20 protein-coding genes are annotated in these 24,087 nt (G+C 42.5%); 5 read left to right on the top strand and 15 right to left on the bottom strand.

The window, feature by feature from the left end:
• Window positions 1-85: 85 nt before the first annotated feature.
• From COR50_RS06490 to rsfS, 3 genes are all read right to left on the bottom strand, one after another.
• Window positions 86-721: a LutC/YkgG family protein gene (locus COR50_RS06490; RefSeq protein WP_098193242.1), complete on the bottom strand. Its 636-nt coding sequence runs from the start codon at window positions 719-721 to the stop codon at window positions 86-88.
• Between the two features lie 9 nt (window positions 722-730).
• The gene (gene ftsH, locus COR50_RS06485) at window positions 731-2,770 is read right to left on the bottom strand and encodes an ATP-dependent zinc metalloprotease FtsH (protein WP_098193241.1); all 2,040 of its coding nucleotides are present in this window, start codon (window positions 2,768-2,770) and stop codon (window positions 731-733) included.
• A gap of 80 nt (window positions 2,771-2,850) precedes the next feature.
• Complete coding sequence (rsfS, locus tag COR50_RS06480; RefSeq protein WP_098193240.1) at window positions 2,851-3,252, bottom strand: ribosome silencing factor; 402 nt, start codon at window positions 3,250-3,252, stop codon at window positions 2,851-2,853.
• 163 nt (window positions 3,253-3,415) lie between these two features.
• Here rsfS and COR50_RS06475 point away from each other — a divergent pair, with 163 nt between their 5' ends.
• The gene (locus COR50_RS06475; protein ID WP_098193239.1) at window positions 3,416-4,156 is read left to right on the top strand and encodes a biotin--[acetyl-CoA-carboxylase] ligase; all 741 of its coding nucleotides are present in this window, start codon (window positions 3,416-3,418) and stop codon (window positions 4,154-4,156) included.
• 570 nt (window positions 4,157-4,726) lie between these two features.
• Window positions 4,727-5,791 (top strand): DUF2167 domain-containing protein, encoded by a 1,065-nt coding sequence (locus tag COR50_RS06470; RefSeq protein ID WP_098193238.1) that lies wholly within the window; start codon window positions 4,727-4,729, stop codon window positions 5,789-5,791.
• A 93-nt stretch (window positions 5,792-5,884) separates the two neighbouring features.
• Here the strand turns inward: COR50_RS06470 and COR50_RS06465 are convergent, their stop codons facing one another.
• The 4 genes from COR50_RS06465 to COR50_RS06450 all read right to left on the bottom strand — a co-directional run bounded on the left by COR50_RS06465 (window position 5,885) and on the right by COR50_RS06450 (window position 8,524).
• Window positions 5,885-6,214: a translation initiation factor gene (locus COR50_RS06465; protein WP_098193237.1), complete on the bottom strand. Its 330-nt coding sequence runs from the start codon at window positions 6,212-6,214 to the stop codon at window positions 5,885-5,887.
• A 16-nt stretch (window positions 6,215-6,230) separates the two neighbouring features.
• Entirely contained in the window at window positions 6,231-7,109 is an 879-nt protein-coding gene (locus COR50_RS06460) for a diacylglycerol/lipid kinase family protein (protein WP_098193236.1), read from the bottom strand.
• A 17-nt stretch (window positions 7,110-7,126) separates the two neighbouring features.
• Window positions 7,127-7,981 carry a carboxylating nicotinate-nucleotide diphosphorylase gene (nadC, locus tag COR50_RS06455; RefSeq protein ID WP_098193235.1) on the bottom strand — a complete coding sequence of 285 codons (855 nt, stop codon included), beginning with the start codon at window positions 7,979-7,981 and terminating at the stop codon, window positions 7,127-7,129.
• Between the two features lie 138 nt (window positions 7,982-8,119).
• Window positions 8,120-8,524: a DUF4783 domain-containing protein gene (locus tag COR50_RS06450; protein WP_098193234.1), complete on the bottom strand. Its 405-nt coding sequence runs from the start codon at window positions 8,522-8,524 to the stop codon at window positions 8,120-8,122.
• Between the two features lie 269 nt (window positions 8,525-8,793).
• Between COR50_RS06450 and gpmI the strand changes: the two genes are divergently transcribed.
• From gpmI to uvrC, 3 genes are all read left to right on the top strand, one after another.
• Window positions 8,794-10,317, top strand: coding sequence for a 2,3-bisphosphoglycerate-independent phosphoglycerate mutase (gene gpmI / locus COR50_RS06445; protein WP_098193233.1), 1,524 nt, complete (start codon window positions 8,794-8,796; stop codon window positions 10,315-10,317).
• Between the two features lie 258 nt (window positions 10,318-10,575).
• A complete protein-coding gene (locus COR50_RS06440; protein WP_157760652.1) occupies window positions 10,576-11,148 on the top strand; it encodes a hypothetical protein in 573 nt (190 codons plus the stop codon).
• An 8-nt stretch (window positions 11,149-11,156) separates the two neighbouring features.
• Window positions 11,157-12,968: an excinuclease ABC subunit UvrC gene (gene uvrC / locus COR50_RS06435; RefSeq protein WP_098193231.1), complete on the top strand. Its 1,812-nt coding sequence runs from the start codon at window positions 11,157-11,159 to the stop codon at window positions 12,966-12,968.
• 424 nt (window positions 12,969-13,392) lie between these two features.
• Here the strand turns inward: uvrC and COR50_RS06430 are convergent, their stop codons facing one another.
• The 8 genes from COR50_RS06430 to COR50_RS06395 form a co-directional block, all read right to left on the bottom strand.
• Complete coding sequence (locus COR50_RS06430) at window positions 13,393-14,742, bottom strand: alkaline phosphatase family protein (protein ID WP_098193230.1); 1,350 nt, start codon at window positions 14,740-14,742, stop codon at window positions 13,393-13,395.
• A 179-nt stretch (window positions 14,743-14,921) separates the two neighbouring features.
• Entirely contained in the window at window positions 14,922-15,935 is a 1,014-nt protein-coding gene (gene porN, locus COR50_RS06425) for a type IX secretion system ring subunit PorN/GldN (RefSeq protein ID WP_098193229.1), read from the bottom strand.
• A gap of 23 nt (window positions 15,936-15,958) precedes the next feature.
• Complete coding sequence (gene porM / locus COR50_RS06420; protein ID WP_098193228.1) at window positions 15,959-17,494, bottom strand: type IX secretion system motor protein PorM/GldM; 1,536 nt, start codon at window positions 17,492-17,494, stop codon at window positions 15,959-15,961.
• Window positions 17,495-17,549: 55 nt separating this feature from the next.
• On the bottom strand, window positions 17,550-18,287 hold the full coding sequence (gene porL / locus COR50_RS06415) for a type IX secretion system motor protein PorL/GldL (RefSeq protein WP_098193227.1): 738 nt from the start codon (window positions 18,285-18,287) through the stop codon (window positions 17,550-17,552).
• A gap of 125 nt (window positions 18,288-18,412) precedes the next feature.
• Window positions 18,413-19,693 (bottom strand): T9SS ring complex lipoprotein PorK/GldK, encoded by a 1,281-nt coding sequence (gene porK / locus COR50_RS06410; protein ID WP_098196117.1) that lies wholly within the window; start codon window positions 19,691-19,693, stop codon window positions 18,413-18,415.
• A 266-nt stretch (window positions 19,694-19,959) separates the two neighbouring features.
• A complete protein-coding gene (locus COR50_RS06405; RefSeq protein ID WP_098193226.1) occupies window positions 19,960-22,026 on the bottom strand; it encodes a thioredoxin domain-containing protein in 2,067 nt (688 codons plus the stop codon).
• Between the two features lie 123 nt (window positions 22,027-22,149).
• Entirely contained in the window at window positions 22,150-22,917 is a 768-nt protein-coding gene (locus COR50_RS06400; RefSeq protein ID WP_098196116.1) for a uroporphyrinogen-III synthase, read from the bottom strand.
• Between the two features lie 76 nt (window positions 22,918-22,993).
• Window positions 22,994-24,061 (bottom strand): DUF4271 domain-containing protein, encoded by a 1,068-nt coding sequence (locus COR50_RS06395; protein WP_098193225.1) that lies wholly within the window; start codon window positions 24,059-24,061, stop codon window positions 22,994-22,996.
• Window positions 24,062-24,087: the final 26 nt, after the last annotated feature.

Raw genomic sequence — 24,087 nt, 5'->3', positions numbered from 1 at the left:
GTGTAAAAATACTTAAAGCAAAAGGTGTTGTCGTACTAAACAGCTTGACAACACCTTTTAATATAATTATCTAAAAAATACCTTATTATTCATCCAGCAAGAAAACATATACTTCCTTGGGACCGTGTACTCCAACTACCAAGGTTTTCTCGATGTCGGCAGTACGGCTGGGCCCGGTGGCGAATGAAATCATGGATGGCAACTGGTGCGGGTACTTTTCTTTCATCTTTTGAATGGCATCTTTAATATCAAACACCAACTGGTGCGTATGCGCAATCACGATATGATAAGGCGTGTACACCGGCAACGCCCTGCCCGAAGGTTGTGCAGCGCTCAACACCATGGAACCCGTGCGGGCCACGAGAAATTCAACGCTTGAAATAGCCGCTTCCATCTCCAAGAACTCTCCATTGTTGATATATTTCAACTGGTAAGGTGCTAGCATCTTGTTGATAGATGGTGTTTGGCACTGTACATTTCCCCAACCTTTGTTCTCCACTAAAGTTTGCAAATTTTCTACCATTTCATCCCTGGAAGAACAGAAGATAAACTTCCCCCCCAACTTGGTAAATTCCTCCGCAAACTTCAACTCCAATCCTTCATGAGCCGTATTATATACAGAAGTATTACCTTCTGCATTCGGGAACGGCAGCGGAACCGATTGGCTCAGCGCGTTCCTTACTCTTTTCAGTATATTTTCCTTGGCAGGAGAAATTTTCATACGAGATTATTATTCCGGTTCTGATGCATTTACTGGTGAAGGATTGATAATATCTGAGGGGTGAACGCCATCAGTAGTCATTCCTTCTTTCGCCACGGGATGTTCTTTGCTTTCGTAAGGTCGTTTGCCGATCAAGCGTTCCAAATCATCCTTGTATAACACTTCTTTCTTCAGCAATTCTTCGGCCAAGATCTTCACTTCCTTCATACGCTCAGTTAATAGCTCCTTGGTGCGCAAGTAAGCTTTTTCGATTAGCAAGCGAACTTCTTCATCGATCAGCTTGGCAGTTTCTTCTGAATAAGGTTTTGTAAATGCTTGGTCGCTGTTTGGATCGTAGAATGAAACATTACCCACTTTATCGTTCATACCATATACGGTCACCATCGCGTAAGCCATGCGGGTAATTACTTGCAGGTCATTCTGTGCACCTGTTGAAATTTTACCGAATACTAATTCCTCAACTGCGCGGCCACCGAGGGTCATGCACATATCATCCAGCAACTGTTCCGTATTATACAAATATTGTTCTTTCGGTAAATATTGAGCATAGCCTAAAGCAGCTACACCCCTCGGCACGATGGTCACTTTCACTAGAGGATTCGCATGCTCCAAGTACCAACCGCAGATAGCATGGCCGGCTTCATGGTAAGCGATCACTTCTTTTTCTTCAGGAGATATGATCTTATTTTTCTTTTCCAAACCACCGATCACGCGATCGATTGCATCGTTGAAATCTTCCGTTTCTACTTCCGTTTTGCCTTTCCTTGCAGCAATTAACGCCGCTTCGTTACAAACGTTGGCAATGTCGGCACCGGCAAAACCGGGCGTCATGGAAGCCAATTTCTTGATATCTAGATTCGGGGAAGTTTTTATCGGTTTCAAATGCACTTCGAAGATATGTTCCCTGCCAGCCAAATCCGGTTTGTCGATAGATATTTGACGATCGAAACGACCCGGGCGAAGCAAGGCGCTATCCAATACATCCGGCCTGTTGGTTGCAGCCAAGATGATGATACCGCTGTCGGTACCGAAACCATCCATCTCCACCAACAATTGGTTCAAAGTGTTTTCACGTTCGTCGTTACTCATCATTACATTCTTTCCACGGGCGCGGCCGATCGCATCAATTTCATCGATGAAGATGATACAAGGCGCTTTCTCGCGGGCTTGTTTGAACAAGTCGCGCACGCGGCTGGCACCTACCCCTACGAACAATTCCACGAAATCGGAACCGGACATAGAGAAGAAAGGTACCTGTGCCTCACCGGCCATCGCTTTGGCCAACAAGGTTTTACCTGTTCCCGGGGGGCCTACCAATAAGGCGCCTTTCGGGATTTTACCACCCAAAGCAGTATATTTCTTCGGATTTTTCAAGAAATCTACGATTTCCATCACCTCCACTTTCGCTTCATCCAAGCCTGCTACATCGTTGAAAGTAATTGTAACGCGGGTTCCCTTGTCAAATAATTGTGCTTTAGATTTCCCGATGTTGAAGATACCGCCCGGGCCACCGCTTCCACCGGAGGGACCGCCCATCTTGCGCATTAACAAGATCCATAGCCCGACGATTAGAATAATCGGTAGTAATAAAGACATGAAAGGCTCAATCCAGCTAGTTCTCTCCACGTATTTAATTTCAACGCGGTTAGCTACCGGAACGGATTCCTGGGCTTTATCCAGTTCATTCTGAAAGCTTTCAATGGAACCGATGGTAAATTGAAAATGCGGGCCGGCATTGTCACCGAAGCGACCCTGGGCCACATCTTTGAACTTAGGATTATTCTTTAATTCATCTTTTTTAATATAAACTTCAACTAATTTTTTATTTACAACGGTAAGATGATCTACCGCGTTAGTCGGGAGAATTTCAACCTGGAACTGTTTAAAACTGATTTCCTTAGGATTTGTCCCAAAATCAAGGAAATTCAATGCAATCAGCGCGATACCAATGAAGGCGTACACCCAATATATATTGAATTTTGGTCCATTTTTTTTAGGCGGTTGTCCTGATCCAGGTTTTTTATTGTAGTTATTGCCTCCTTTTTCCATGATCGTTCGCTCCTTTACGAGTTATTGTTTGCAATCGGATTATTTAAATATTAATATCAAATCGAACAGATTTGTTCAAATTAATCGAGGTGTTCCGTCCTTTCGGCGTCACTCCACATTTCTTCCAGGTTGTAGAATTTGCGATTTTCGGGGGTAAAGATGTGAACCACAACATTTACATAATCCACCAAAATCCACTGCTGACCGGTTTTCCCTTCGTGTTTATAGGGATCTTCACCTACATTCTTCTTCACTTCTTCCTCCACGAAATCAGCTATGGCGCGGATCTGTGTACTTGAATTAGCTTCGCATATGATGAAAAAATCAGCTACAGCTTCAGGAATATTGCGGAGATCGAGAGAGACGATATTCTCCCCTTTTTTTTCCTGTATGGCCTTAATGATCGTTGTAAAAATTACACTGTCCTGAGTGATGCGCGTTACCGCTTTTTGCCTGGTATTTAGAACGGTTAAGGGTGCCAAATAAAACTTGTTTTCGTTAAAAATAATCTATAATTATCAAAATTACTAAACACAGCCGAAATTAAACTGCCTATCTCCTTATTAGTCGAATTTCCTTAGCTTCCTAGTCTAAAAGAAATGTTAAAATGATGTACTTTGCTGCTTCATTTTAACCAGAGATACCGTGATAGGAAGTCCATTTCATGTATTAGCAGTAGTTGACAGCACCAATAACTATGCCATGGCCGAGGTAAATTCCGGCAATGTTACAAACGGCAGCGCGTACTTTGCCATGGAGCAATTTGCAGGTAAAGGTCAGCGTGGTAAACAGTGGCATTCTCCACCCGGTGAGAATATCGTTCTCACAGTTGTTGTTCAGCCACCAATCAAGCTTTCACAACAATTCCTGCTCAGCGCTACCATCGCGCTCGGTGCCGCTGATTTCTTTGCAAAATATGCAGGGGATGAAACCAAGATCAAATGGCCGAACGACCTCTATTGGCGTGACAGAAAGGCAGGTGGCATTTTGATTGAGAACGTATTGCGCGGTAGTCAATGGCAATACGCCATCGTGGGCATGGGGATCAATATTAATGTGCCGCAGTTCCCCGGGGGCTTGGTTAACCCGGTTTCCCTTCGCCAGATCACCGGGAAAGAATGGGATTCCTTGGCATTGGCGCAGGATCTTTGCAGTTTCCTGGATCGCCGGTTCAACGATTTACCCCTCGTTTCAGAAAAAGCGCTGTTAGATGAATATAAGAGTAAACTGTTCCGTTACCAGGAAACCGGCTTGTACAAGATGGATGGCGAATTTTTTTCGGGCATTATCCGCGATGTATTACCATCGGGCTTATTGCAATTGGAAAGGGATGGAAAGATACTTAGTTTAGGTGTTGGCGAGGTTGAATTTGTTAAGACAAGCTAACAGGGGCTAAATGCTCAACATTCTATGAACGGCAATCCTGCAACCGGGTAATAAATAGCGCTGTTCGGAAATGAACAAAAAGTGTCTCGAAATTGGTCAAATGGCCTGTTTGGGGAATTGAATTTATCGTCGAACAGAATATATAGTTACAGGAAACATCTTTCGTTTCTGCTTTAACCTGGTACGTTGGAGAAGCCAAAATGAAAGCTTCTTCCTAATGTACTTCTCCAAAGTTAGCCAGCTGGCGGCACCAGGCTATAGATTTTGGTAGATAATTGGTGCTTACAATTTGGCCATTCTTTCCATTTCTACCAAAACTAAAAATGCAACATTTTTGCATTCTACAGTTAGAATTGTCATGATATTTATCATAAAAATGCCCTACTGTCGCGTATATACAGCAGTTAATTTTATCAAATATTTAACAATCACCCCATCATAAAAAATAAAACGTTCGTGTCATAAAAATACAGCAAAGCGGCCATAGTAAAGAATTATATATGTTTTATTTATATTTTTTCTGATATTGTACCAGCATAATAACTTTTTAACACTAACTATCTATTTTTTATGTTGCGAACATCCCTATTCTTATGCTGCTTATTAGCAGCTAGCCTCGGCCTATTTGCCAACCAGAACCCGCCTGAAGATTCTACCAAGTTTGCTGAAATCGACCCCGAAACCTTACGATTCGTATTGAAATCTGATTCCATTTATCAAACGATCGATTATCAAACAGGTAAAATTGCGCTCCCGGGCGGCAAGGTAGCATTGAATATCCCTGCTGATTTCAAATTCATCGATGCCGATAAAAGCAAGCTGATTATCGTTGATATTTGGGGTAACCCTCCCACATCAGCAGAAAATGTGCTGGGTATGATTGTGAAAGACAGCCTCTCGATGGAAAATAACTCGGACTTTGCCTTCGTAATTTCATTCGATGCGATGGGCTTTGTGAAAGATGATGATGCTGCCAAGATTGATTATGATGATCTCCTGGTAGATATGCAGAAGGAAGAAGTCGAAGTAAATAAAGAACGTGCAAAAATCGGCTACGGCGCCATCCATACCAAGGGATGGGCTCAGAAACCATTTTACGACAAAGAACATAAAGTGCTGCATTGGGCTAAGGAGCTACAGTTTGAAGGTAGCGAATCCAGCACCTTAAACTATGACGTGCGCGTTTTGGGAAGGCACGGTGTTCTATCTATGAACGCGGTTGGCGGGATGGAAGTATTGCCGGAAGTCAATAAAAACATCGACAATGTATTGAAGATGGCCACTTTTACCGAGGGCAATACCTACCGCGATTTCGATCCTAAAATTGATAACGTGGCCGCTTGGACGATCGGTGGCTTGGTAGCAGGTAAAATCCTAACAAAAGTTGGATTCTTTGCCATCCTGCTAAAATTCTGGAAGCTGATCATGTTAGGTATTATCGGGGCATTCGGCGCTATCAGGCGTTTCTTCACGGGAAAAAAGAAAAAGAGCGAACCTACTGCGGATGACGCCGCCGCCACGGAAGAAGAGCACCAAGAAACAGCTGTCGAAGCAGGTGAAAATCATCCCGATACCCAAGCTGAAGCAACAGGAGAAAACACGGGTAACAGTGATAACGATACACATCGCACATAATTTTTTACAGCACTCATAACAAGAAGAAGCCGCTTCCCCAAGAAAGGAAGCGGCTTCATAAATTATGTTGATGCCGGTGCATTCAAGCCCGGGCTATTTCGCTTTATATCCCCAATCTTGCAACCATTTCACTACTTTTTCCTTGTAATCTCCCTGGATCAGGATCAATCCTTCTTTCACGCTGCCGCCGGTCCCACATTTAGTTTTCAATTCCTTGCCCAATTTTTGTAAATCTTCATCCTTACCTATAAACCCATCAATCAATGTCACCACTTTCCCCGCCCTTTGCTTGGTATCTAGCTTCACACGGAGCTGTTGTTGGTTGGCAGGAAGCGTATTTACTTCTTCCGCCGGCTCGTAAGGACTGAAACTGGGATCGGTAGAATAAACAATACCGCTAGCGTTATTTCTTTTCTTACTCATGTTAATCAATTTTAGGTTAAGGTATTATGATATTGATAGCTGCTGGTAAAATCTTGAATGTTACCTGCCCGGGACTACCTATGGGAACAGCATCGCCATCTACTTGCAAGCAATCTACATCTTTCCCGGTAACTACGATTTCTTGCCCGGTAAAATGATGCATGTATTTTGACCGCGTAACGGTTCCTTTTAACGAATGTAAAGTAAGCGGCAATAAACCCCAAAAACCGATGGGCGGAACAAGGCAAATATCCAACTTTCCATCGAATACACTGGCATCGCCAGCGATTTTAAAATCGTATCCAAACTGGTTACCATTGGCCACGGTAAATAAGAATGCTTCCTGCTCCAGTTCTTTTGTACCCGATTTGATAGCATATTTGCCGGGCTGATAATTCTTAAAACCACCGATCACCAACCGGGCGTAATTAATCAAGCCCCTTTTCTTGCTATGCTGGAATTGATCCGCTATCAATGCGTCAAAGCCGATCCCGGCATTACTCAAAAACAAGTGCCCGTTCGCATAACCAACGTCCATTTTCCGCTGTTTGCCCCCGGCCAAAACCTGGAAGGCTTTAGCGGGATGCAAGGGGATCGATAATGCCCTTGCCAAACCGTTTCCGCTGCCTAAAGGAATGATGGCCAACTTAGTATCGGTGTTGATTAAGCCTTTGGCGATTTCATTGATCGAGCCATCGCCGCCAACAGCCACAACTGTATCTACACCATCTTCAACAGCCTTTTTAGCCAGGTCGGTACCGTGGCCAAGGTATTGCAAAGTAGCCAATTCCACTTCGAAGGCCGGTTTTGGTAAATATTGATCAATCCAAGTTTGAATATCTTTATTCCGATCCGTACCGGCTTTCTTATTAATTATAATCAGTATTTTTCTCAAGAACCAAGCAGTTTAAATTATGATAATATCACGGCTTTCAAGCTCAAATCGAGGCTTACCGCGTGATGGATGATGGCGCCAACCGAAATATAGTCAACCCCGGTTTCAGCATAATCCACGATATTTTCCAAGGTAATACCACCGCTGGCTTCCGTTTCAAACTTACCTTCAATCATTCCTACGGCCTCTTTAACCTGCGCGGGACTGAAATTATCGAGCATGATACGATGCACTTTCCCCAGGGCTAAAACTTCCTGCACATCAGCCAAGTTACGGGTCTCCACTTCTATCTTTAGTTGTAAATTTTTCTCTTTCAAATAAGCCACCGTTTTTTCGATAGCAGCTGTAATGCCGCCACTAAAATCGATATGATTATCTTTCAACATCACCATATCATATAAACCCATCCTGTGGTTAACCGCTCCCCCGATCCGCACAGCCTCTTTCTCCAGCATACGGAAATTGGGTGTTGTTTTACGCGTATCCAGCAACTTGGTATGATAACCTTTCAATAATTCCGTATAAGTTTTGGTCAGGGTTGCGATGCCACTCATTCTCTGCATACAATTCAGCACCAAGCGTTCCCCCATCAACAATGCGTGTACAGAAGCTTTCACTTCGAAGGCTTGCTCCCCTGCTTTCATCGGCTCTCCATCCTTTTTAAACGCCTTGAATTGCGTACCGGGATCCAGGTGTTTAAAAATGGCTTCAGCCACTTCCATTCCTGCCAGGATGCCTTTCTCCTTGATTTTTAGGATGGCCGTTCCCCGGGTAGTCGGCGGAATGATAGCTAAAGTACTATGATCGCCATCACCGATATCTTCCGCCAAGGCACTGGTAATAAATTGATTCAAAGCTGCCGCAGGTAACATACATTCATTTGTTTAATGAGTGGTAAAATTAGGATGGAGAATTGAGAATTCCATTGAAAATGACCTATCGGCGCATAAAAAAGTCCCGGTTATAGAACTAACCGGGACTTTTAAAGAAATTATTCATCAGCCCTAAGGCTATTTATTATCAAACCTTAACTCCGTGAGTACAAAGGTATTACCTTTCTTCTTCAATCGGAAGGTGGTGCGGTATTTAGTGCCGCTGGTAGTAACCATGTTCCCAACTCCGAATTGTGAGCTACCGTTACTCGCTTCACCTTTGTGAATAATCTCAAAAGTTTTTACTGAATTTTTGCCGAAGAAATCTTTTAAAATAATTTCAGCTTGTGCTTTGCTGTACGAATCGGATTTTCCTGTAACGTTAATCTCAACATTATTATCGAGATAACGGGACAATCCATTAGTATCGCCCTGTTTAAGTGCTTTCACCACATCATCAAATGGGCCTGGACCCGAGACCGCGAAAGCAGTTAACAGTGCACCGAGCACTAGGGTACCCAGCACAAACATTAACTTTTTCATTGTCCTTTGTTTAATATAATCAATATACTTTTTACCGGTTATAATTGGCGCTAAAACTATGCCAAACTATTGATAGACAAGGAAATCCCACAATCGTGCTATGGAACTTAAGCCACAAATTATGATTTTAATTTAATATATAATAATTACTTAACGTTCAACTGCAATAATTAGGCATTGTGGCTAGCTTTTTTAAAAAAATTAAAATTGCGCGGGAATTAATTTAATTTCACAACCTCATTTTAGAATTAAATAAAACCGGGTATTGTATGAAACAGAAAAGAGCCATTTTAATCATTATGGATGGTTGGGGACTTGGAAAAGTTCCTACCGCGGATGCGATTGCACATGCTAAAACACCTTTCGTAAGCAGCCTTTACCATCAATACCCTCATAGCACCCTGGTAACTTGTGGCGAAGCCGTAGGTTTGCCAAACGGTCAAATGGGGAATTCCGAAGTTGGACACTTAAACCTGGGAGCTGGGCGCATTGTATACCAGGAACTTCAAAGGGTCAATGTTGCCATCAGGGATGGAATATTAGCTAAAAACACGGTATTACTAGATACTTTTAATTACGCCAAAAGCAATGATAAGGCTTTACATTTTATCGGCCTCGTGAGTAATGGCGGCGTGCATTCCCATATTAATCACCTGAAAGCCCTCGTAAGCCTAGCCAAGGATAATGGTCTTAGCAAAGTCTACATCCATGCCTTCACCGATGGGCGCGACACCGACCCCAAAAGCGGCTTAGGCTTTATAAATGAATTACAACAACACCTGGATCAATCCGTTGGACAGATTGCCAGCATAACGGGCAGGTATTACGCGATGGATCGTGACAAACGTTGGGAAAGGGTAAAATTGGCTTACGATGCCTTGGTTAAAGGCGCCGGCACCCCGTCCCAAAACCTGGATGCCGCGATCAAAGCTTCTTATGCGGAAGGCATTACCGATGAATTTATCAAGCCCATCATCCATGTTGGCGACGATCAAAAACCCTTGGCAACGATCCAGGATGGCGATGCAGTGATCTGCTTTAACTTCAGGACCGACCGCTGCCGCGAAATTACCGAAGTGCTTACACAACAGGCATACCCTGATTATGGAATGCAACCCTTAAGCTTGCATTATACAACTATGACGGTGTACGATCACAAGTATAAAGGCATTTCTGTATTATTCGAGAACGACGATCTTAAAAATACGATCGGGGAAGTATTAGCTAAAGATGGGAAAACCCAGATCAGGATTGCCGAAACCGAGAAATATCCGCATGTTTCATTCTTCTTCTCCGGTGGTCGCGAGAAAGAATTCGATGGCGAAAAAAGAATCTTGGTACCTTCTCCAAAGGTGGCTACATATGATTTAAAGCCGGAAATGAGCGCTAATGAATTGACCGATGCCCTCGTTCCGGAAATTAATAATAAAACCGCCGATTTCATCTGTCTCAACTTTGCCAATGCAGACATGGTGGGGCACACCGGTGTTTGGCCGGCAGTAATCAAAGCAGTAGAAACCGTTGACCATTGTGTTCAGAGGGTAGTTACAGCGGCCTTGGAAAATGATTACACCGTATTCCTGACGGCGGATCATGGTAATGCGGATTACATGGTAAATGATGATGGATCTCCAAACACGGCACATTCCCTTAACTTGGTACCATTCTTCGTAATCAGCAAAGATTTTCAGGGAACTCTGAAGGACGGGAAATTGGGAGATGTTGCGCCAACTATCTTGAAATACATGGAATTACCAATTCCCGCAGAGATGACCGGGGAAACATTGATATAAATCGCTCCCGATTAACAATATGTTAAAGCCTTCCTACGGGGAGGCTTTTTTATTGACCCAGCTGTAACATTTGCCGATCAACGCCCGTTTAACCCTTACAAAAGCAAGTGTAGAGCAAGTTCCTTCATCCATAAAAATATTTTTTCCTTTTAATCCGGGATAATTTTTTTAGTGCTCTCGACAGATTTGCTCATGCATCAGATGCGCTGTTTTCACAGCGCATTATTTATTTATCCCCCGATGATGTAATTTTGTTGCATGAGATCTATTCCAGGATTGGCAGTACTATTTTTATGTATGGCTGCAATGGCTTGCAAGTCGGTTTTAAATGTGGACAATGACACCGCATCACCATATAAGTCATTAAAAAAAATGATTGCCGCGGAGAAAAAACGTTTGCAGGCAGCCGATTTATCGATGCGCGAATCTGTTTCGTTCAATGGCAGATCAGACACCGTGCGGATGCAACGCCGAAGTTCCGATAGCGCCACCTTGGAATACCTGTTTAAATCTTTCATAGATGCTGATATAACGAAACCTTCATTAAACGGGCAATACAGCAGCAACGAAATTGTTAACAACATTACCGGGGATTCGACTTTTATTTACTTGGCAAAAGGCAAGCAAAGCCGTCCGAAGGAAATAATGCTGGAAGTTGATAGTTCCGGAAATTTTCGTTCCGTAAAGGTTGTTTCCTCTATCAAGAATTTAATTTACGAGTACAATCAATCTTTGTTCTACGAAAGAAACAAGGTTGTTCGAATTTATATTACGCAGAAAGTTTTGTTTATGAACCCATCCGAGATGAATGTCTTGGTACAGTTTCAATAGGAAAAAATATGACAAGTAATGCTTTTCAACAGCTTGCACATACTATTCCCAGCCATGCCGGGATTTATAAATATTACGGTGAGGATGGAGAACTGTTGTATGTAGGGAAAGCAAAAAATCTTCGCAAAAGGGTCAGTTCATACTTTGTTAAACACCACGATAATTTCAAAACCAGGAAATTAGTTGAAAGTATCGACAGGATCGAGTTCACGATAGTGGATTCAGAACAAGATGCCTTCCTCCTGGAAAATTCATTAATTAAACAATTCCGCCCCAAATATAATATCGACTTAAAGGATGATAAAACGTATCCTTTCATCGTCATAAAGCACGAACCTTTCCCCAGGGTCTTCCTGACGCGGCGTGTCATCAAGGACGGTTCCGAATACCTGGGTCCATATACGTCTGTACAGAAAGTAAGGGAGTTATTGGAAGTGATTAAATACAATATCCCGCTTCGTACGTGCAGCCTGAACTTAAGCCAACAAAATATTCGCAAAGGTAAGTTCAAAGTTTGCCTGGAATATCACCTGGGAAACTGCAAGGGGCCATGTGAAGGCCTCCAATCTGAAGAAGATTACCGCGATCACCTCAAACAGGTAAAAGATATCTTGAAGGGTAACCTATCACCGGTATTGCAAATGTTCAAATCACGAATGCAGGAACATGCGCAAAACCTGGAATTTGAAAAAGCGGAGATCATGAGAAAAAAGATTGATAGCTTACAAGAATATCAATCCAAATCCACTATTGTAAATACCCGGGTTGGGCATATAGATGTGTTTAGCATTCTAACTGATGGCGAACATGCTTATGTCAATTACTTGCGGGTATTACACGGCACAATCTCAGATACGAAAACAGTGACGCTGGAGAAGAAATTGGAAGAAACAGATGAAGAAGTGTTAACCTATGCCATAGGTTACCTCAGGGATGCATTTAACAGCCACTCGCGCGAAATAGTTGTACCGTTCCCCATCGGGTACCCGGAAGAACAGGTAGAAATAACCGTACCGAGGGGAGGTGATAAGAAGAAGCTCTTAGAACTTTCGCAAAAGAATGTGAATTATTTTAAAGAGGAATTGAGAAGGAAGAAGATCCTGCACCTGGAAGGGAAAAGCGATAGCGAGAAAAAGAAAGTATTATATCAATTACAGGCCGACTTGGAACTGGCAGCCCTGCCCACCCATATAGAATGTTTCGATAACTCGAACTTCCAGGGAAGCTACCCCGTTTCGGCCTGCGTAGTATTTAAAGATGGGGTCGCCAGCAAAAAGGATTACAGGCATTTCAATATTAAAACGGTAGAAGGCATTAATGATTTCGCGTCGATGACCGAAGTAGTACGCAGGCGCTACAGTAGGCTTTTGGCAGAGCAGCAACCATTGCCGCAATTGGTAATCATAGATGGGGGAAAAGGTCAATTGGGCGCGGCCATGCAAAGCATCCGCGATCTCGGTCTTGTTGGTAGCATGACCGTCATCGGCTTGGCCAAGAATGAAGAGGAAATCTTTTTCCCGGGCGACAAGGAAAGCATTAAACTACCATTTGATAGCGAGAGTTTGAAACTAATCAGGCGGATTAGGGATGAAGTTCACCGTTTCGGGATTACATTTCACCGGCAAAAAAGAAGTAAAGGGACATTTAAGAATGAACTTGAAAGCATTAAGGGGATCGGTAAAAATACCGCGACGCAGTTATTAAAAACCTTCCGCTCAGTCAACAAGGTCAAGGAACAAAGTTTTGAGAACATAAGCCAGGAGATCGGGCCATCAAAAGCCAAGCTGGTTTGGGAACATTTTCACGGGCAATCGCAATAAAAGAGAGCCCGACTAGAAAATCGGGCCCTTCAAGTTAACCATTTTTTTAATTAAGATTTAACCCGTCTTTGTCATGTATACTTTTCAGCTAGCCTAATCTTACGATTATACAATATGCCGCTTCGAGTGATAAAGACAAAAAGCTAGTTATTGCAGATGTGATTTAGGTAGTTCCTGTATATTATTACAAGGAATTTATAAATCAGCATTTACTAACCCTAAGATATAAAGCATGTTCTTAAATTTTGTTAAGCGTTTGTTATCAGGAATATTTTTTTCTGATCAGACAACTGGAGTCTCAACACAACAAACTGCATATCAATATTTTATAAAGACATCAAAAAACATGTGAACAATGCGTTTTTTTAACTAGTTACTAATTAAATATCGCTAGTGACTAAAATTTTCTCTCTACTGAAAAGTCCTATTTCTTTAAAAGGCCCGGGTATAACATACCATCTCCCTGGGGCATGTTTAAATGAAGTAATTCAGAAATAATCGGGGCAATATCTACTAAACCCATCTTCGGAATTACCGCGCCGGGCTGAATGTGGTTTCCAAAAGCAACAAAGCCTGTCTCTATTTCTTTAAAATCCGGGAAATAGCCATGGGTTCCACCTTTCGCAGCCCTGCTGAAATTCCCGGTTGCTTTCGTGTTAAAAACAACGCCGGGAATAGGTGCTAATGCTAGGATAGCATCTTTATCTGCGCCGATTTTATCCAGTTCCGCGCGATCCTTTATAACGAATAATTTGCGTTCCCGGTTGGGTAATGCGTTTAATAACTGTAGCACTTGCTTTCTTATGGTTGCAGAATCCTTTAAATGCTTAACATGCAAAAAAGCAGATCCCCCGGCAGTATGAAAATATGCTTTCCAACCGTTAGCATTTTTTGAATCGTACAATCCTGCTTTTGCTAATAGTAAATTTGGCGCTAAAGAAGTATGTATATCAACAAACCCGTGATCGCCGGTAATGATAAAAGTTGTAGTACTTGTTAAGCCTGCTTTATCTACAGCTTCTATAATGGTCTTAATACCGCGATCTACCCCAGCAATTGCAGCACGTACCTTTTCACCGTCGCGGCCTTGTTCATGCTCGAAATGATCTACAGTAACAAGGTGTACCGCCAGGAAAGCCGGCTTGTATTTCCTGACCAGGTAACCGCTAATCCTGGCTAAGTTTTCATCCATACCGATGTAGTCCCCATTAAAATCAATTTCTTCTAACTGCCCCACAGCGCCGTTTTCTACCTCTTCGTATAAGCCCGGGGGGTTGGTATGCTCTGCAACCGCTTTTGATACCACCCTCGATTCCCCTTTCGATTTAGGTAAATACCAATACTCAGGTAAGTTATATGTTGCCGGGGAACCAACTGAAACAGGCCAAAAAACGGAAGCCGTAACTAATCCTTTCTCCTTGGCAACGCTAAAAATTGTAGGCACCTGGATTTTCTCATATTCCCAGTTCCATCTCCCGGTTACCCCTAGCGGCTCCGATGGCGTATTGTAGTAAATACCGTGTTGCAGCGGTTTTACCCCGGTAATCATCGTGGTATGTGATGGATAAGTTACCGTGGGAAAAACACCTTCTACCCCATCAGAATAGGCGCCGTTTTGCATTGCTTGGCGGAGGTGTACCATATTCCAACCAGCATCCTTGTAAAACTCCGGTCTAAGACCGTCAATACTAATTAATATAACGTGGTTTTCTTGTGCGTGCACGTTAACATAGCCGAGGCAAGCCCAGCAAAGTGACAGGAATATTTTTTTCATCTGCAATAAAAAAATTATGGTTAGGAGCGCCCATCCCGGGCTATATAAATTGCAGTAGCGAAGGTAAAAAGGCTAATATTACCGGAATATTAAGTTTGGATAGCGCAAGGTAAGCAGTAAAATAAAAAACGGTGATACCAAAATTGGTACCACCGTTGCTAATTATATCAAGGGAAAGACTAGTATTCCCAGAAATCTTGTTCTTTATTAAATATGCGGTCCTTGATCGCCTGTCCTTCCAGCAAGCGCATTACGCCATCTTTAATATAGTCTTTAATTTCGCGGTTATACGGATTCTTCTCTTTAACTACATAGCTTGTAAAGAAACGCATTTCGAACAAGTCTTCCCAGCTCATTGTAGCAGCATCATTGTTTTGGTTATACACATCGAAACGAGCCAAAACAGGACGTAGATCGGGATAATACACCCAGAACAAAGGAATGGTTCCCCGGAGGCTGCCATCTTCATTCAAGCGTGAAACCAATGGAGCGATTCCAAGGATTCTCACTTTCAGTGCGGACGCTTCTTTATCAAACACCCATATTTCCCTGATCTTGTATTGCTTAATGGTTTCCGGGTTAAACTCATCGCGGGTTTTCACCCAGGTTTCTTCACCGGTTACGGGGTCTATACTCCTTACATTCTTCTCTTCCCCGGTCAACTTTGTCATGATCTCTTGATAAGACATCGTCGTAGTGAAGCGATCGTCGATCGGGTTGAAAGCTTCCACTTCATTATTCTTAATGGAGTTGAGAAGGATGTTGATGAACAATTGGTTAACACCATTTTCGTCTTCCACGTTGTATTGGAAAGGTAAGTTCATCTTTTCGCGGATATCGATCACTTGCCAGATCTCTTTCTCCCAAAATTCGTCATCTTCACGGATGTGATCATACTCCAGTGGTATCCGATCCCTATTCGCGTTTTTCGCAGTAATACCATTCACGCGGAGAGACACGCGGGGAGTATCCGCAGCTTGGTAAGGAGCCGGTGCTGTAGCTGGCACATTTGCAGGGGGCGGAGGTGTTGCCACCTCGTTTCCGGTAGCAGGGTTGGTTACCGTTTCGTTATTGGTACCGGTATTGTTGCTTTCAGAAGCCCTTCTCCTTCTTTGTGCATCAGCATCTACAGCGATTAGGAAGAAAACCCCTAACGCGATCCAAGTGAATTTTTTGAATATTACTGCTCGCATAGCCCAGTAATTTTTTAAAATGATTAATTGATCTTAAATGTTACAGAAGGTAAATCCCGTACAATGCCATCAGGGCCTTTCACGCTGATGTTATCAAAGTAGACGAAATCACCCGGTTTCAAGCTACGAATCGAACCTGATAACTTGGGTGGAAAGTAAGGGGAACTTGCAGTTTCCTCTACCATATCCCTTCCTTTTGCATCGATAGACATCGTGTAACGAACGATATCGAAACGTACGCCATCGAATACGAAGTTTTCCAAGTCTGCTCTCAAACCTTGCTGTACTTTAAAGTCGGCAGCCTTCATGCTTGGGCCTTTAGACATACCTACTTTCAATACAGGATCCGGCATGTATTTTACGCGGAACTCTTGAGAGGCGATCGATTTAGTTTCACCGTTCTGTGTTGCGGTAACGTTCACTTTAACAGTACCTGACTTTCTCACGGTAGCGATATAGTGACCTGCGCTTGTTTTTTGTAAGCTTCCGCCATCGGTAATCGTTGCATTGATCGCTTCGGCAGGATAACCTGCGGCTGTGATCGTTAGCGGGTTTTGAAGACCGATGTAGAATACGTTCATTTTATCGGCAGAGATAGAAGTTGCACTAGCGCCTACATTATATGTTTCGCTGAAAGGTTGTTCGATCATTTTACCGTTCGGACCTTGCAGGCGAATGATACCGGAGATGGTCTTAGGACCTAAACCAGAAACGATGCTGGAATAAGTACCGATACCATCTTTCACATCGATAGGCGCACCGTTTACGATAATTTCAGGAGTAACTGTACTACTGTACGCCCCGATCATAATCTGTGCTTCAACTTTCTGACCAGACATTAAATTTTTAGAGTTCAGGGAAACAAACCCTTTCAACTGGTCAAATTTAAAGTCATCCGCGTGTACTTGGTTTAATAAATCTTCCACGATCATCGTTTCAGAGTTACGGATATCATTTTGAAATTTACTTAACAAGGTGATACCGGCAATAACGGGTACATCAGCGAAGTGGTAAGTAGGCCAATCTTTCTTCTCTATTCCTTTAGAAGCCTCTTTAGGCAACTCTATGTTTAAAGGTAATGTTCTGCTAAACTCTTGTAATTTATCAGCAGGAACATTTGTAAGTAAAACTTTGCGTAAGGCTTCTAATTTAGATTTAAGTTCATAACCTTTTTTCTCGGTAAGCATTAGTTGGGAAACCACGTTTTGTTCGCCCTTATTTTTCAACTCACCTTCATCATTCAAACCACCACTTAATCTTACGAGGTCAGACTTCATCCCTTCCAAGTAATTGAACATTGAATCAGCAGCAACTTTCACATTGTCCGCTTTCTTTTTGAAAGGCCCTACCTTTTCGGGATCATCTGCTAATTGTTTAGCAAAAATCTTGTAGGTCCTATCATTTTTTTCTTCAACTACTTTATTAGAAGTTAAAATAGAATTATTTACGATATCGAATGCATTTAATATTTCGGCAGATACGTTTAATGCTAGCATCGCCGTGAGAACCAGGTACATGAAGTTAATCATCTTCTGCCTGGGATCTTTAGGTAGTGCCATAGTCTTTTAAAATTTGAAATGAATATTCTAATTGTTCGTTCAAAATAACTATGTACTATTTACCTTGCATTGCAGTCAACATATTACCGTAAACGGTATTCAAATTACTCAAGTTTTTAGCCAACTGTGAAATTTGTTCTTGCGTTTTCTTAGCATCATCCACGCTACCGGTCATTGCTTCAGAAGCCTTCAACAAGTTACTGTAGAAGCCATTCATCGCTTTGAGGTGGTTATTAGTATCTTGCAATTCCAATTCATAAATGGCATTCAAAGAAGCCATGTTTTTTGTCATTGACTGTACTTGCTCGTGGAAGTTGCGGGTAGATTCTGATGCAGAATTAAATGTAGACACTGCTGCAGCAGCATTTGCATAGGTTTGTGTTAAAGAACCGATTGCATTGGCCGCTTCTTTAGTTTTGGCGGTGTAATCGCCGGTAACGGCTACCACATCGCTGATGTCTTTCATTTTATCTACAGTAGAACCCAGTTTTGAGAAATTTTCGCTTAATCTTTTCAGATTTGTAGGCGTAATATCTGCCTCTTGCAACATCTGATCCAAGCCAGCAACAGCCGGGGAACCAGTATATGCAGGTGCAGCAGGCGCAGGCGCACTTCCATCCGGTACAAAGGCATATACCAAGAATACCAATGCTTCAGTAGACAAACCTACTACAAGCATATGGCCGGCAAGAGGCCAGTGCATCAATTTAAACATCGCACCCACGATCACGACAGCTGCCGCGATACACACGAAGAAATTAAGCCATTTCGCTGATTTAGGATTCATAGCCATAGGTCAAAATTTTAGTTTTTTAAAAACTAGTGATTTAAAGGTTAAAAATTATGATATAGATTAAATAGGAGCTCTTTGTTGCCAACCATGCATTCAATTAATATGGCTATTGGTCTAATACTTTATCAATGACGACTAAAATCATTCCTAGAGCGGCTCAAGAACGCGATCGTACAACGGAAGCCGATGTAAGATTTGGCGCTGTCTTGATACTCGTAGGACCGTGTTCCATTCTGCAAGAAATACCCGATATCTTTCCATGAACCACCTCTAACTACCTTGCGTTTCATCTTTGGAGGATCTGTATCCTTAATATCTTTCCTTAAATAAGGGTTCATATCGGAAGTAAACGAGTAAGCATTTTGATAGAATACGTCTTGTGTCCATTCTGCCACGTTTCCGGCCATATTGTACAATCCGTAATCGTTCGGGAAGTAAGCATCCGCCCTAACGGTATAGAAACCGCCATCATCAGGGTAGTTACCCCTGCCCGGCTTAAAGTTTGCTAACAAGCAACCGTTCTTGTTGCGGATGTAAACACCACCCCAAGGATAAGGCGCTTGTTCGCGGCCACCCCTGGCAGCATATTCCCACTGCGCTTCCGAAGGCAATTGGAATTTATCCTCGGTAAACAAGCCCTTGCTCCTTCTATAATCTTCCCAGAAACGGCTGCGCCATTCACAGAAGGCATTGGCTTGGTGCCAATTTACGCCCACCACCGGGTAATTATCGAATGCCGGATGCCAAAAATACATACGGGTCATCGGTTCGTTATATGCATAAGAGAAGTCACGTATCCAGCATAATGTATCAGGATATATGGCCACATCTTTTTTCTCAATGAAAGAAGAACGGGGTTTGTCCTTGTTTTCCAACAACTTAGCCTTATCAAAGTTGAATGTTTCCGCATGGTATTTCAACTTGCGGATATCCACCTCTTTACGGCCGTACAAACGGTCGTCGGCTGCATAAATCAACGCATCCAATTGCTCAATCGTAGCAGGATCCTTCCAGTTAATCTTCTGTTTCCAGTCGATAAAATCCTGGCCATCCACGTTGGTTACATGCCCCAACAGGATATGAGCAATAGAATCTCTAACCCATTCTACAAATTGTCGGTACTCGTTGTTCGTGATTTCAGTAGCATCCATGTAAAAGCCAGAGATGGAGATCGCTTTGTTCCTAGCTGTAAAAGCATAGTTCACGTCTTCATCGCTGGGTCCCATATGGAAAGTTCCAGAAGGCACGTACACCATTCCGATAGGTACGGGAGGCGTATACTTAGGTCTTGGACTGACACCAATTAATTGGCCTTGCGCATTTTTGGGGGCTTTTTTTCCACCACCACAACCTGCAAGAATCACTAAAAGTATAGCCAACATCCCTTTCAAAAAATTAAGCTTCATAAGGGTGACTTTCATTAGAATATGTTTTTCTATAATCCGGCCAGATGCATTTGCCTGCCCGCAGCACTCTTTAGTCACTCTCCTCACTCTGGTTGATGATATGAAAGATAGCAAATGTAATAATTATTTTTAATCCGTAGTTACTTTTTAGCCAACTTTTTCAGCTTGAAAAAGGAAAGCTCGGTAACGTATTAAAACGATAATTTTAACATTTTATTATATCATCTCGCCAAAATTCTCTAAACCGTATCGCAAGTTACAAATTCCTATATTAAATTAATAATTTCTTTTATATAATGAACAGGTTTAATGCAATGATAATCTTTACACAGGTATACCAGGGTATCGCCAGGCACCTCCCGACCTTCCAGCAAGGGAATCGATTTCTGGTCTGAATCAGCCCCTATCAAGACTTTGAAGGGGATAAAATATTGGTGGGCTTCCTGCATCCGCAGTTTATAATCCTTCCCAACTACCGCAATCTCCCGGGTGCCGTCTAACAGTTGTAACATCAAATTTGCCCATATCCCAAACGATGTAGGATACCTGGTTATTGTCTGGGATAGGCGCGAAATCATGCCTATGGCCTGGTCACGGTACTGCTTATTATCAAATACAATAGATAAATAGAGAAGGTTTTGGGCCATGATAGCATTCCCGCTAGGGGTAGCCCCGTCGTAGATCTCTTTTTTCCGAACAATTACGTCTTCCTGCCGCTCTGCCGTGTAATAATAGTATATACCTTGCTCGTCAACAAATAAACGGTTGATATGCTCCGTCAATTGTGTTGCTTTATTTAAATATTCTAAGCTTCCCGTAACTTCTTGTAATGCAATGAGTGAGCGTACAAAATAAGCATAATCATCCAAAAATGCAGGGTATTTTGCCTGGCCGTTTTTAAAGGTATGGTATAACAACATGCCTTCCTCGCCGCCTTGCTTAAAATATGCCCAAATAGCATCTGCTGCTGTAATAGCCGCTTGTCTATATGCGTCAATCCCAAGGCTCGCATAAGCTTTACAATAAGCATGAATCATTAATGCATTCCAAGATAGGATTGCTTTATCATCCAAGCCCGGCCGAACCCGCTCTTCCCTGGCTTTTAGCATCTTGGCCCTGCTTTCCGCCAGGCTGTTGGCCGTTGTTTCGGGATCCAGCGCCCTGCTTTTCGCGAAAGCTTCCAATGGCTCTTGTACCCATAAGATATTGGTTTCTTCCCAATTCCCTCCTTCCGTCACCCCGTAATACTCGCAGAATATACCGGCCGCATCACCTAATACGGCCTCAACTTCCGCTTTTTGCCAGGTATAAAACTTCCCTTCAACACCTTCAGAATCGGCATCCAGCGCGGCATAAAATAGTCCTTCGAGCGATGTCATCTCCCGTTGAACAAATTGTAATGTATGCGCGACCGTATCGGCATAGACCTGGTTGCCGGTCATTTGATAAGCATCGCAAAGTACATCTACTAACAAGGCATTATCGTACAACATCTTCTCAAAATGTGGAGCCAACCACTGTTCATCAGTAGAATAGCGTGCAAAACCTCCCCCTAACTGGTCGTATATCCCGCCCTGGAGCATTTTATCAAGACTGAGTAATGCTTGTTTCAGTGCTGCCTCATCCCCGTAAACATGATAATATTTCAATAAGTATTGAATGTTAAATGTTCCGGGAAATTTAGGTGCTTTCCCAAAGCCCCCCCAGGTATTGTCTGATTGTGCTAAGATGTTTTGAGCAATAGTATCCAATTGGGATTTCGTAAAAAGTTCTTCCAGCGGTAATTTCAGATCCAATTTAGGCTGGGCTTGCATGCCGAATTGATTGGATTGGGCGAGGTGCTCAACGAGGGTCGCTGCTTGCTGTTCGATATCAGTTCTGCGGTTATGAAATGCATCGTTAATAGCCAGTAGTACTTCTTGCCAAGATGGCCGCTTATAAGCTTTTACAGGAGGAAAATATGTTCCGCCGTAAAACGGCTTTTTATCTGGCAATAAGAATACATTCAGGGGCCATCCCCCGGAACCGCTCATGGCCTGTACTGCATCCATATAGATATGATCCAGGTCCGGCCGCTCTTCACGATCAATTTTTATATTAATGAAATGCTCATTCATAATCCGGGCCGTGGCCTCGTCTTCAAAGCTTTCCCTTTCCATTACATGGCACCAATGGCATGCGGCATAACCGATACTTACCAAGATAGGCTTATTCTCTTGTTTTGCCCTTTCCAGCGCTGCTTCTCCCCAAGGATACCATTCTACCGGGTTATGGGCATGCTGCAACAGGTAAGGACTTGTTTCATGTATTAAATGATTGGAATATTCCCGCATGGTTATAGGAAATTTATTTTAGCAACACCGGTCTTGAAGGCAATACTTTATTAAAAAAAAATAGACAGTCATTATTATAACGACTGCCTATCAAAATAAGTTTATTTTATTGATCTTTTCGAATTATTTTTTTGTGCTCATCTCTACGAGATATTTCTCCAAAGCAGCCACCATGGATGGCGCTTGCGGCGAAGGAGCTTTGACATCCAAGCGTAGACCAAATTCTTCAACCGTGGCGGAAGTAGTTGGTCCGAAAGCCGCAATATGAGTACCGTTCTGTTTGAATTTGGGAATATTCTCGAAGAGGGAACGTACGCCGTAAGGACTGAAGAACACGATAATATCATAGCTGTTCTTGGTCAACAATTCCTTTACATCATTAGAAACGGTGCGGTAAAGCGTGGCAGTGGCATAATCGCACTTATTGCTTTTCAACCATTCCTCGATATCCTTTTTTTGGCTATCGGAACAAGGGAATAAGAATTTCTCATTTTCGCGGTGCTTGTTCATTACTTCCAACAAGCTCTTAGTAGAACCATCGGCACCGTAAAACACTTTTCTTTTCCTGTAGAGAATAAACTTCTGAAGGTACAATGCAATCGCTTCCGTGATACAGAAGTACTTACAGTCCTGGGAAACTTTTAATTTCAGCTCTTCGCAAACCCTAAAAAAGTGGTCTACAGAATTCCTACTAGTAAAAATAACCGCAGAGTGAGATAAAATGTCGATCTTTTGCTTCCTGAATTCTTTTCCCGAAACACCTTCTACCCTAATAAAAGGTTGAAAATCTAACCGTACGTTGAATTTCTTCGCTAAGTCGAAGTAAGGGGATTTTTCAGTTTCAGGCTTAGGTTGGGAAATAAGGATTGACATTTGTTGTTTCACTTGCATTTCTTTTTTTGGCCCGCCTTTTATCATACTTTTATTTGCTCTTGTTAACTAATTTTTGGTAAACCGGTTCCAAATTTTACCCGTTAACTATCTTCAGTAACACCTTGATGATAATCAAAACCGGCATTACTTCGAATGTGCAAAGGTAAAGAAAAAAATGCAATTTACTGAACGACAGGTACTGTTTTACTAGGGAATATGATCTAACATACCTATAACCAACTAACAACACAATTAAGAATAATGATATGTATATACCCACCTTAGCTAGCTCCGGATTACAGAACGCGAGGACTACTAAGAAAGGAACCAGGATAACACCCAATACTTTGTTTATCAAATAAAGTATAAATATATAGGAGTCTGTTAGCTCCATGCTACCAAACAACCAACCGGAGAACCTTAAAACAACATACTTTATAAAGTAAATCAAAGCGACCAACAGCATCAACCCGGGGATCAACATCCATTTAATCTCGTTCTTAACATAATCCAGCCGGTTCATTAGCAAGTATAAATACAGGCCCAGGGATATGACAAAGAAAATATTCAATAAAAAGTTCGGGAACGGCGATTGGGATAATTGATCTTTTAGTTGCCGCTGGCTCAGGGTGGGATTAAAAAAAGCCCGGAACAAATCACTGAAAAACTTGATATACGATACCCGGAAAATGCCCAAGATCAATAATACCCCGGCAATTACGTATACCAGCCAATCGTCTTGCTGATCTTGCCGAAGCCTGTTGATATCGTTAAGGGCTGTTTCCTTAGAATGAATAAAATACCGGTTATGTGCCTCCAAGGAGTCAAGTAATACTAAGTAAGCCGATCTTTGGGCTACCAGGGGCGAATCGACCCTGTCAGTATCTTTATCTTTCCTGTCAGTATCTTTATCTTTATTGTAGGATAATTTTGTGATCCCAGTTTGCTGCCGGGCTTGGCTTCGCACTTCGGGGCTTTGACTTTGTTGCCGGGGTGGATTGCGATGCGAAGAATCTGTTTTACCTTTGGAAACTTGCGGAACAGCCGCTTGTTTTAGTGTAGCGGGAGCTGATGTTTGCTTTTCTCGACGGGTAGTATCTACCTGGGCATAGCTACCAAGAGAAGAAAAGATAATGATTAAAAGGATCCAAATTCGCAACATAAAAAATTTTAGCAAGTAGGCTGATT

Source organism: Chitinophaga caeni (genome assembly GCF_002557795.1).
GTDB lineage: Bacteria > Bacteroidota > Bacteroidia > Chitinophagales > Chitinophagaceae > Chitinophaga > Chitinophaga caeni.
This window is presented reverse-complemented; position numbering and strand designations above follow the sequence as displayed.

Coding starts and splice junctions, on each gene's coding strand:
- gpmI (WP_098193233.1), top strand. CDS start 8,794: ATGAAACAGAAAAGAGCCATTTTAATCATTATGGATGGTTGGGGACTT.
- COR50_RS06440 (WP_157760652.1), top strand. CDS start 10,576: ATGAGATCTATTCCAGGATTGGCAGTACTATTTTTATGTATGGCTGCA.
- COR50_RS06470 (WP_098193238.1), top strand. CDS start 4,727: ATGTTGCGAACATCCCTATTCTTATGCTGCTTATTAGCAGCTAGCCTC.
- ftsH (WP_098193241.1), bottom strand. CDS start 2,770: ATGGAAAAAGGAGGCAATAACTACAATAAAAAACCTGGATCAGGACAA.
- COR50_RS06405 (WP_098193226.1), bottom strand. CDS start 22,026: ATGCGGGAATATTCCAATCATTTAATACATGAAACAAGTCCTTACCTG.
- porN (WP_098193229.1), bottom strand. CDS start 15,935: ATGCGAGCAGTAATATTCAAAAAATTCACTTGGATCGCGTTAGGGGTT.
- uvrC (WP_098193231.1), top strand. CDS start 11,157: ATGACAAGTAATGCTTTTCAACAGCTTGCACATACTATTCCCAGCCAT.
- COR50_RS06465 (WP_098193237.1), bottom strand. CDS start 6,214: ATGAGTAAGAAAAGAAATAACGCTAGCGGTATTGTTTATTCTACCGAT.
- porL (WP_098193227.1), bottom strand. CDS start 18,287: ATGGCTATGAATCCTAAATCAGCGAAATGGCTTAATTTCTTCGTGTGT.
- COR50_RS06400 (WP_098196116.1), bottom strand. CDS start 22,917: ATGCAAGTGAAACAACAAATGTCAATCCTTATTTCCCAACCTAAGCCT.
- nadC (WP_098193235.1), bottom strand. CDS start 7,981: ATGTTACCTGCGGCAGCTTTGAATCAATTTATTACCAGTGCCTTGGCG.
- porK (WP_098196117.1), bottom strand. CDS start 19,693: ATGAAGCTTAATTTTTTGAAAGGGATGTTGGCTATACTTTTAGTGATT.
- COR50_RS06490 (WP_098193242.1), bottom strand. CDS start 721: ATGAAAATTTCTCCTGCCAAGGAAAATATACTGAAAAGAGTAAGGAAC.
- COR50_RS06430 (WP_098193230.1), bottom strand. CDS start 14,742: ATGAAAAAAATATTCCTGTCACTTTGCTGGGCTTGCCTCGGCTATGTT.
- COR50_RS06395 (WP_098193225.1), bottom strand. CDS start 24,061: ATGTTGCGAATTTGGATCCTTTTAATCATTATCTTTTCTTCTCTTGGT.
- porM (WP_098193228.1), bottom strand. CDS start 17,494: ATGGCACTACCTAAAGATCCCAGGCAGAAGATGATTAACTTCATGTAC.
- COR50_RS06450 (WP_098193234.1), bottom strand. CDS start 8,524: ATGAAAAAGTTAATGTTTGTGCTGGGTACCCTAGTGCTCGGTGCACTG.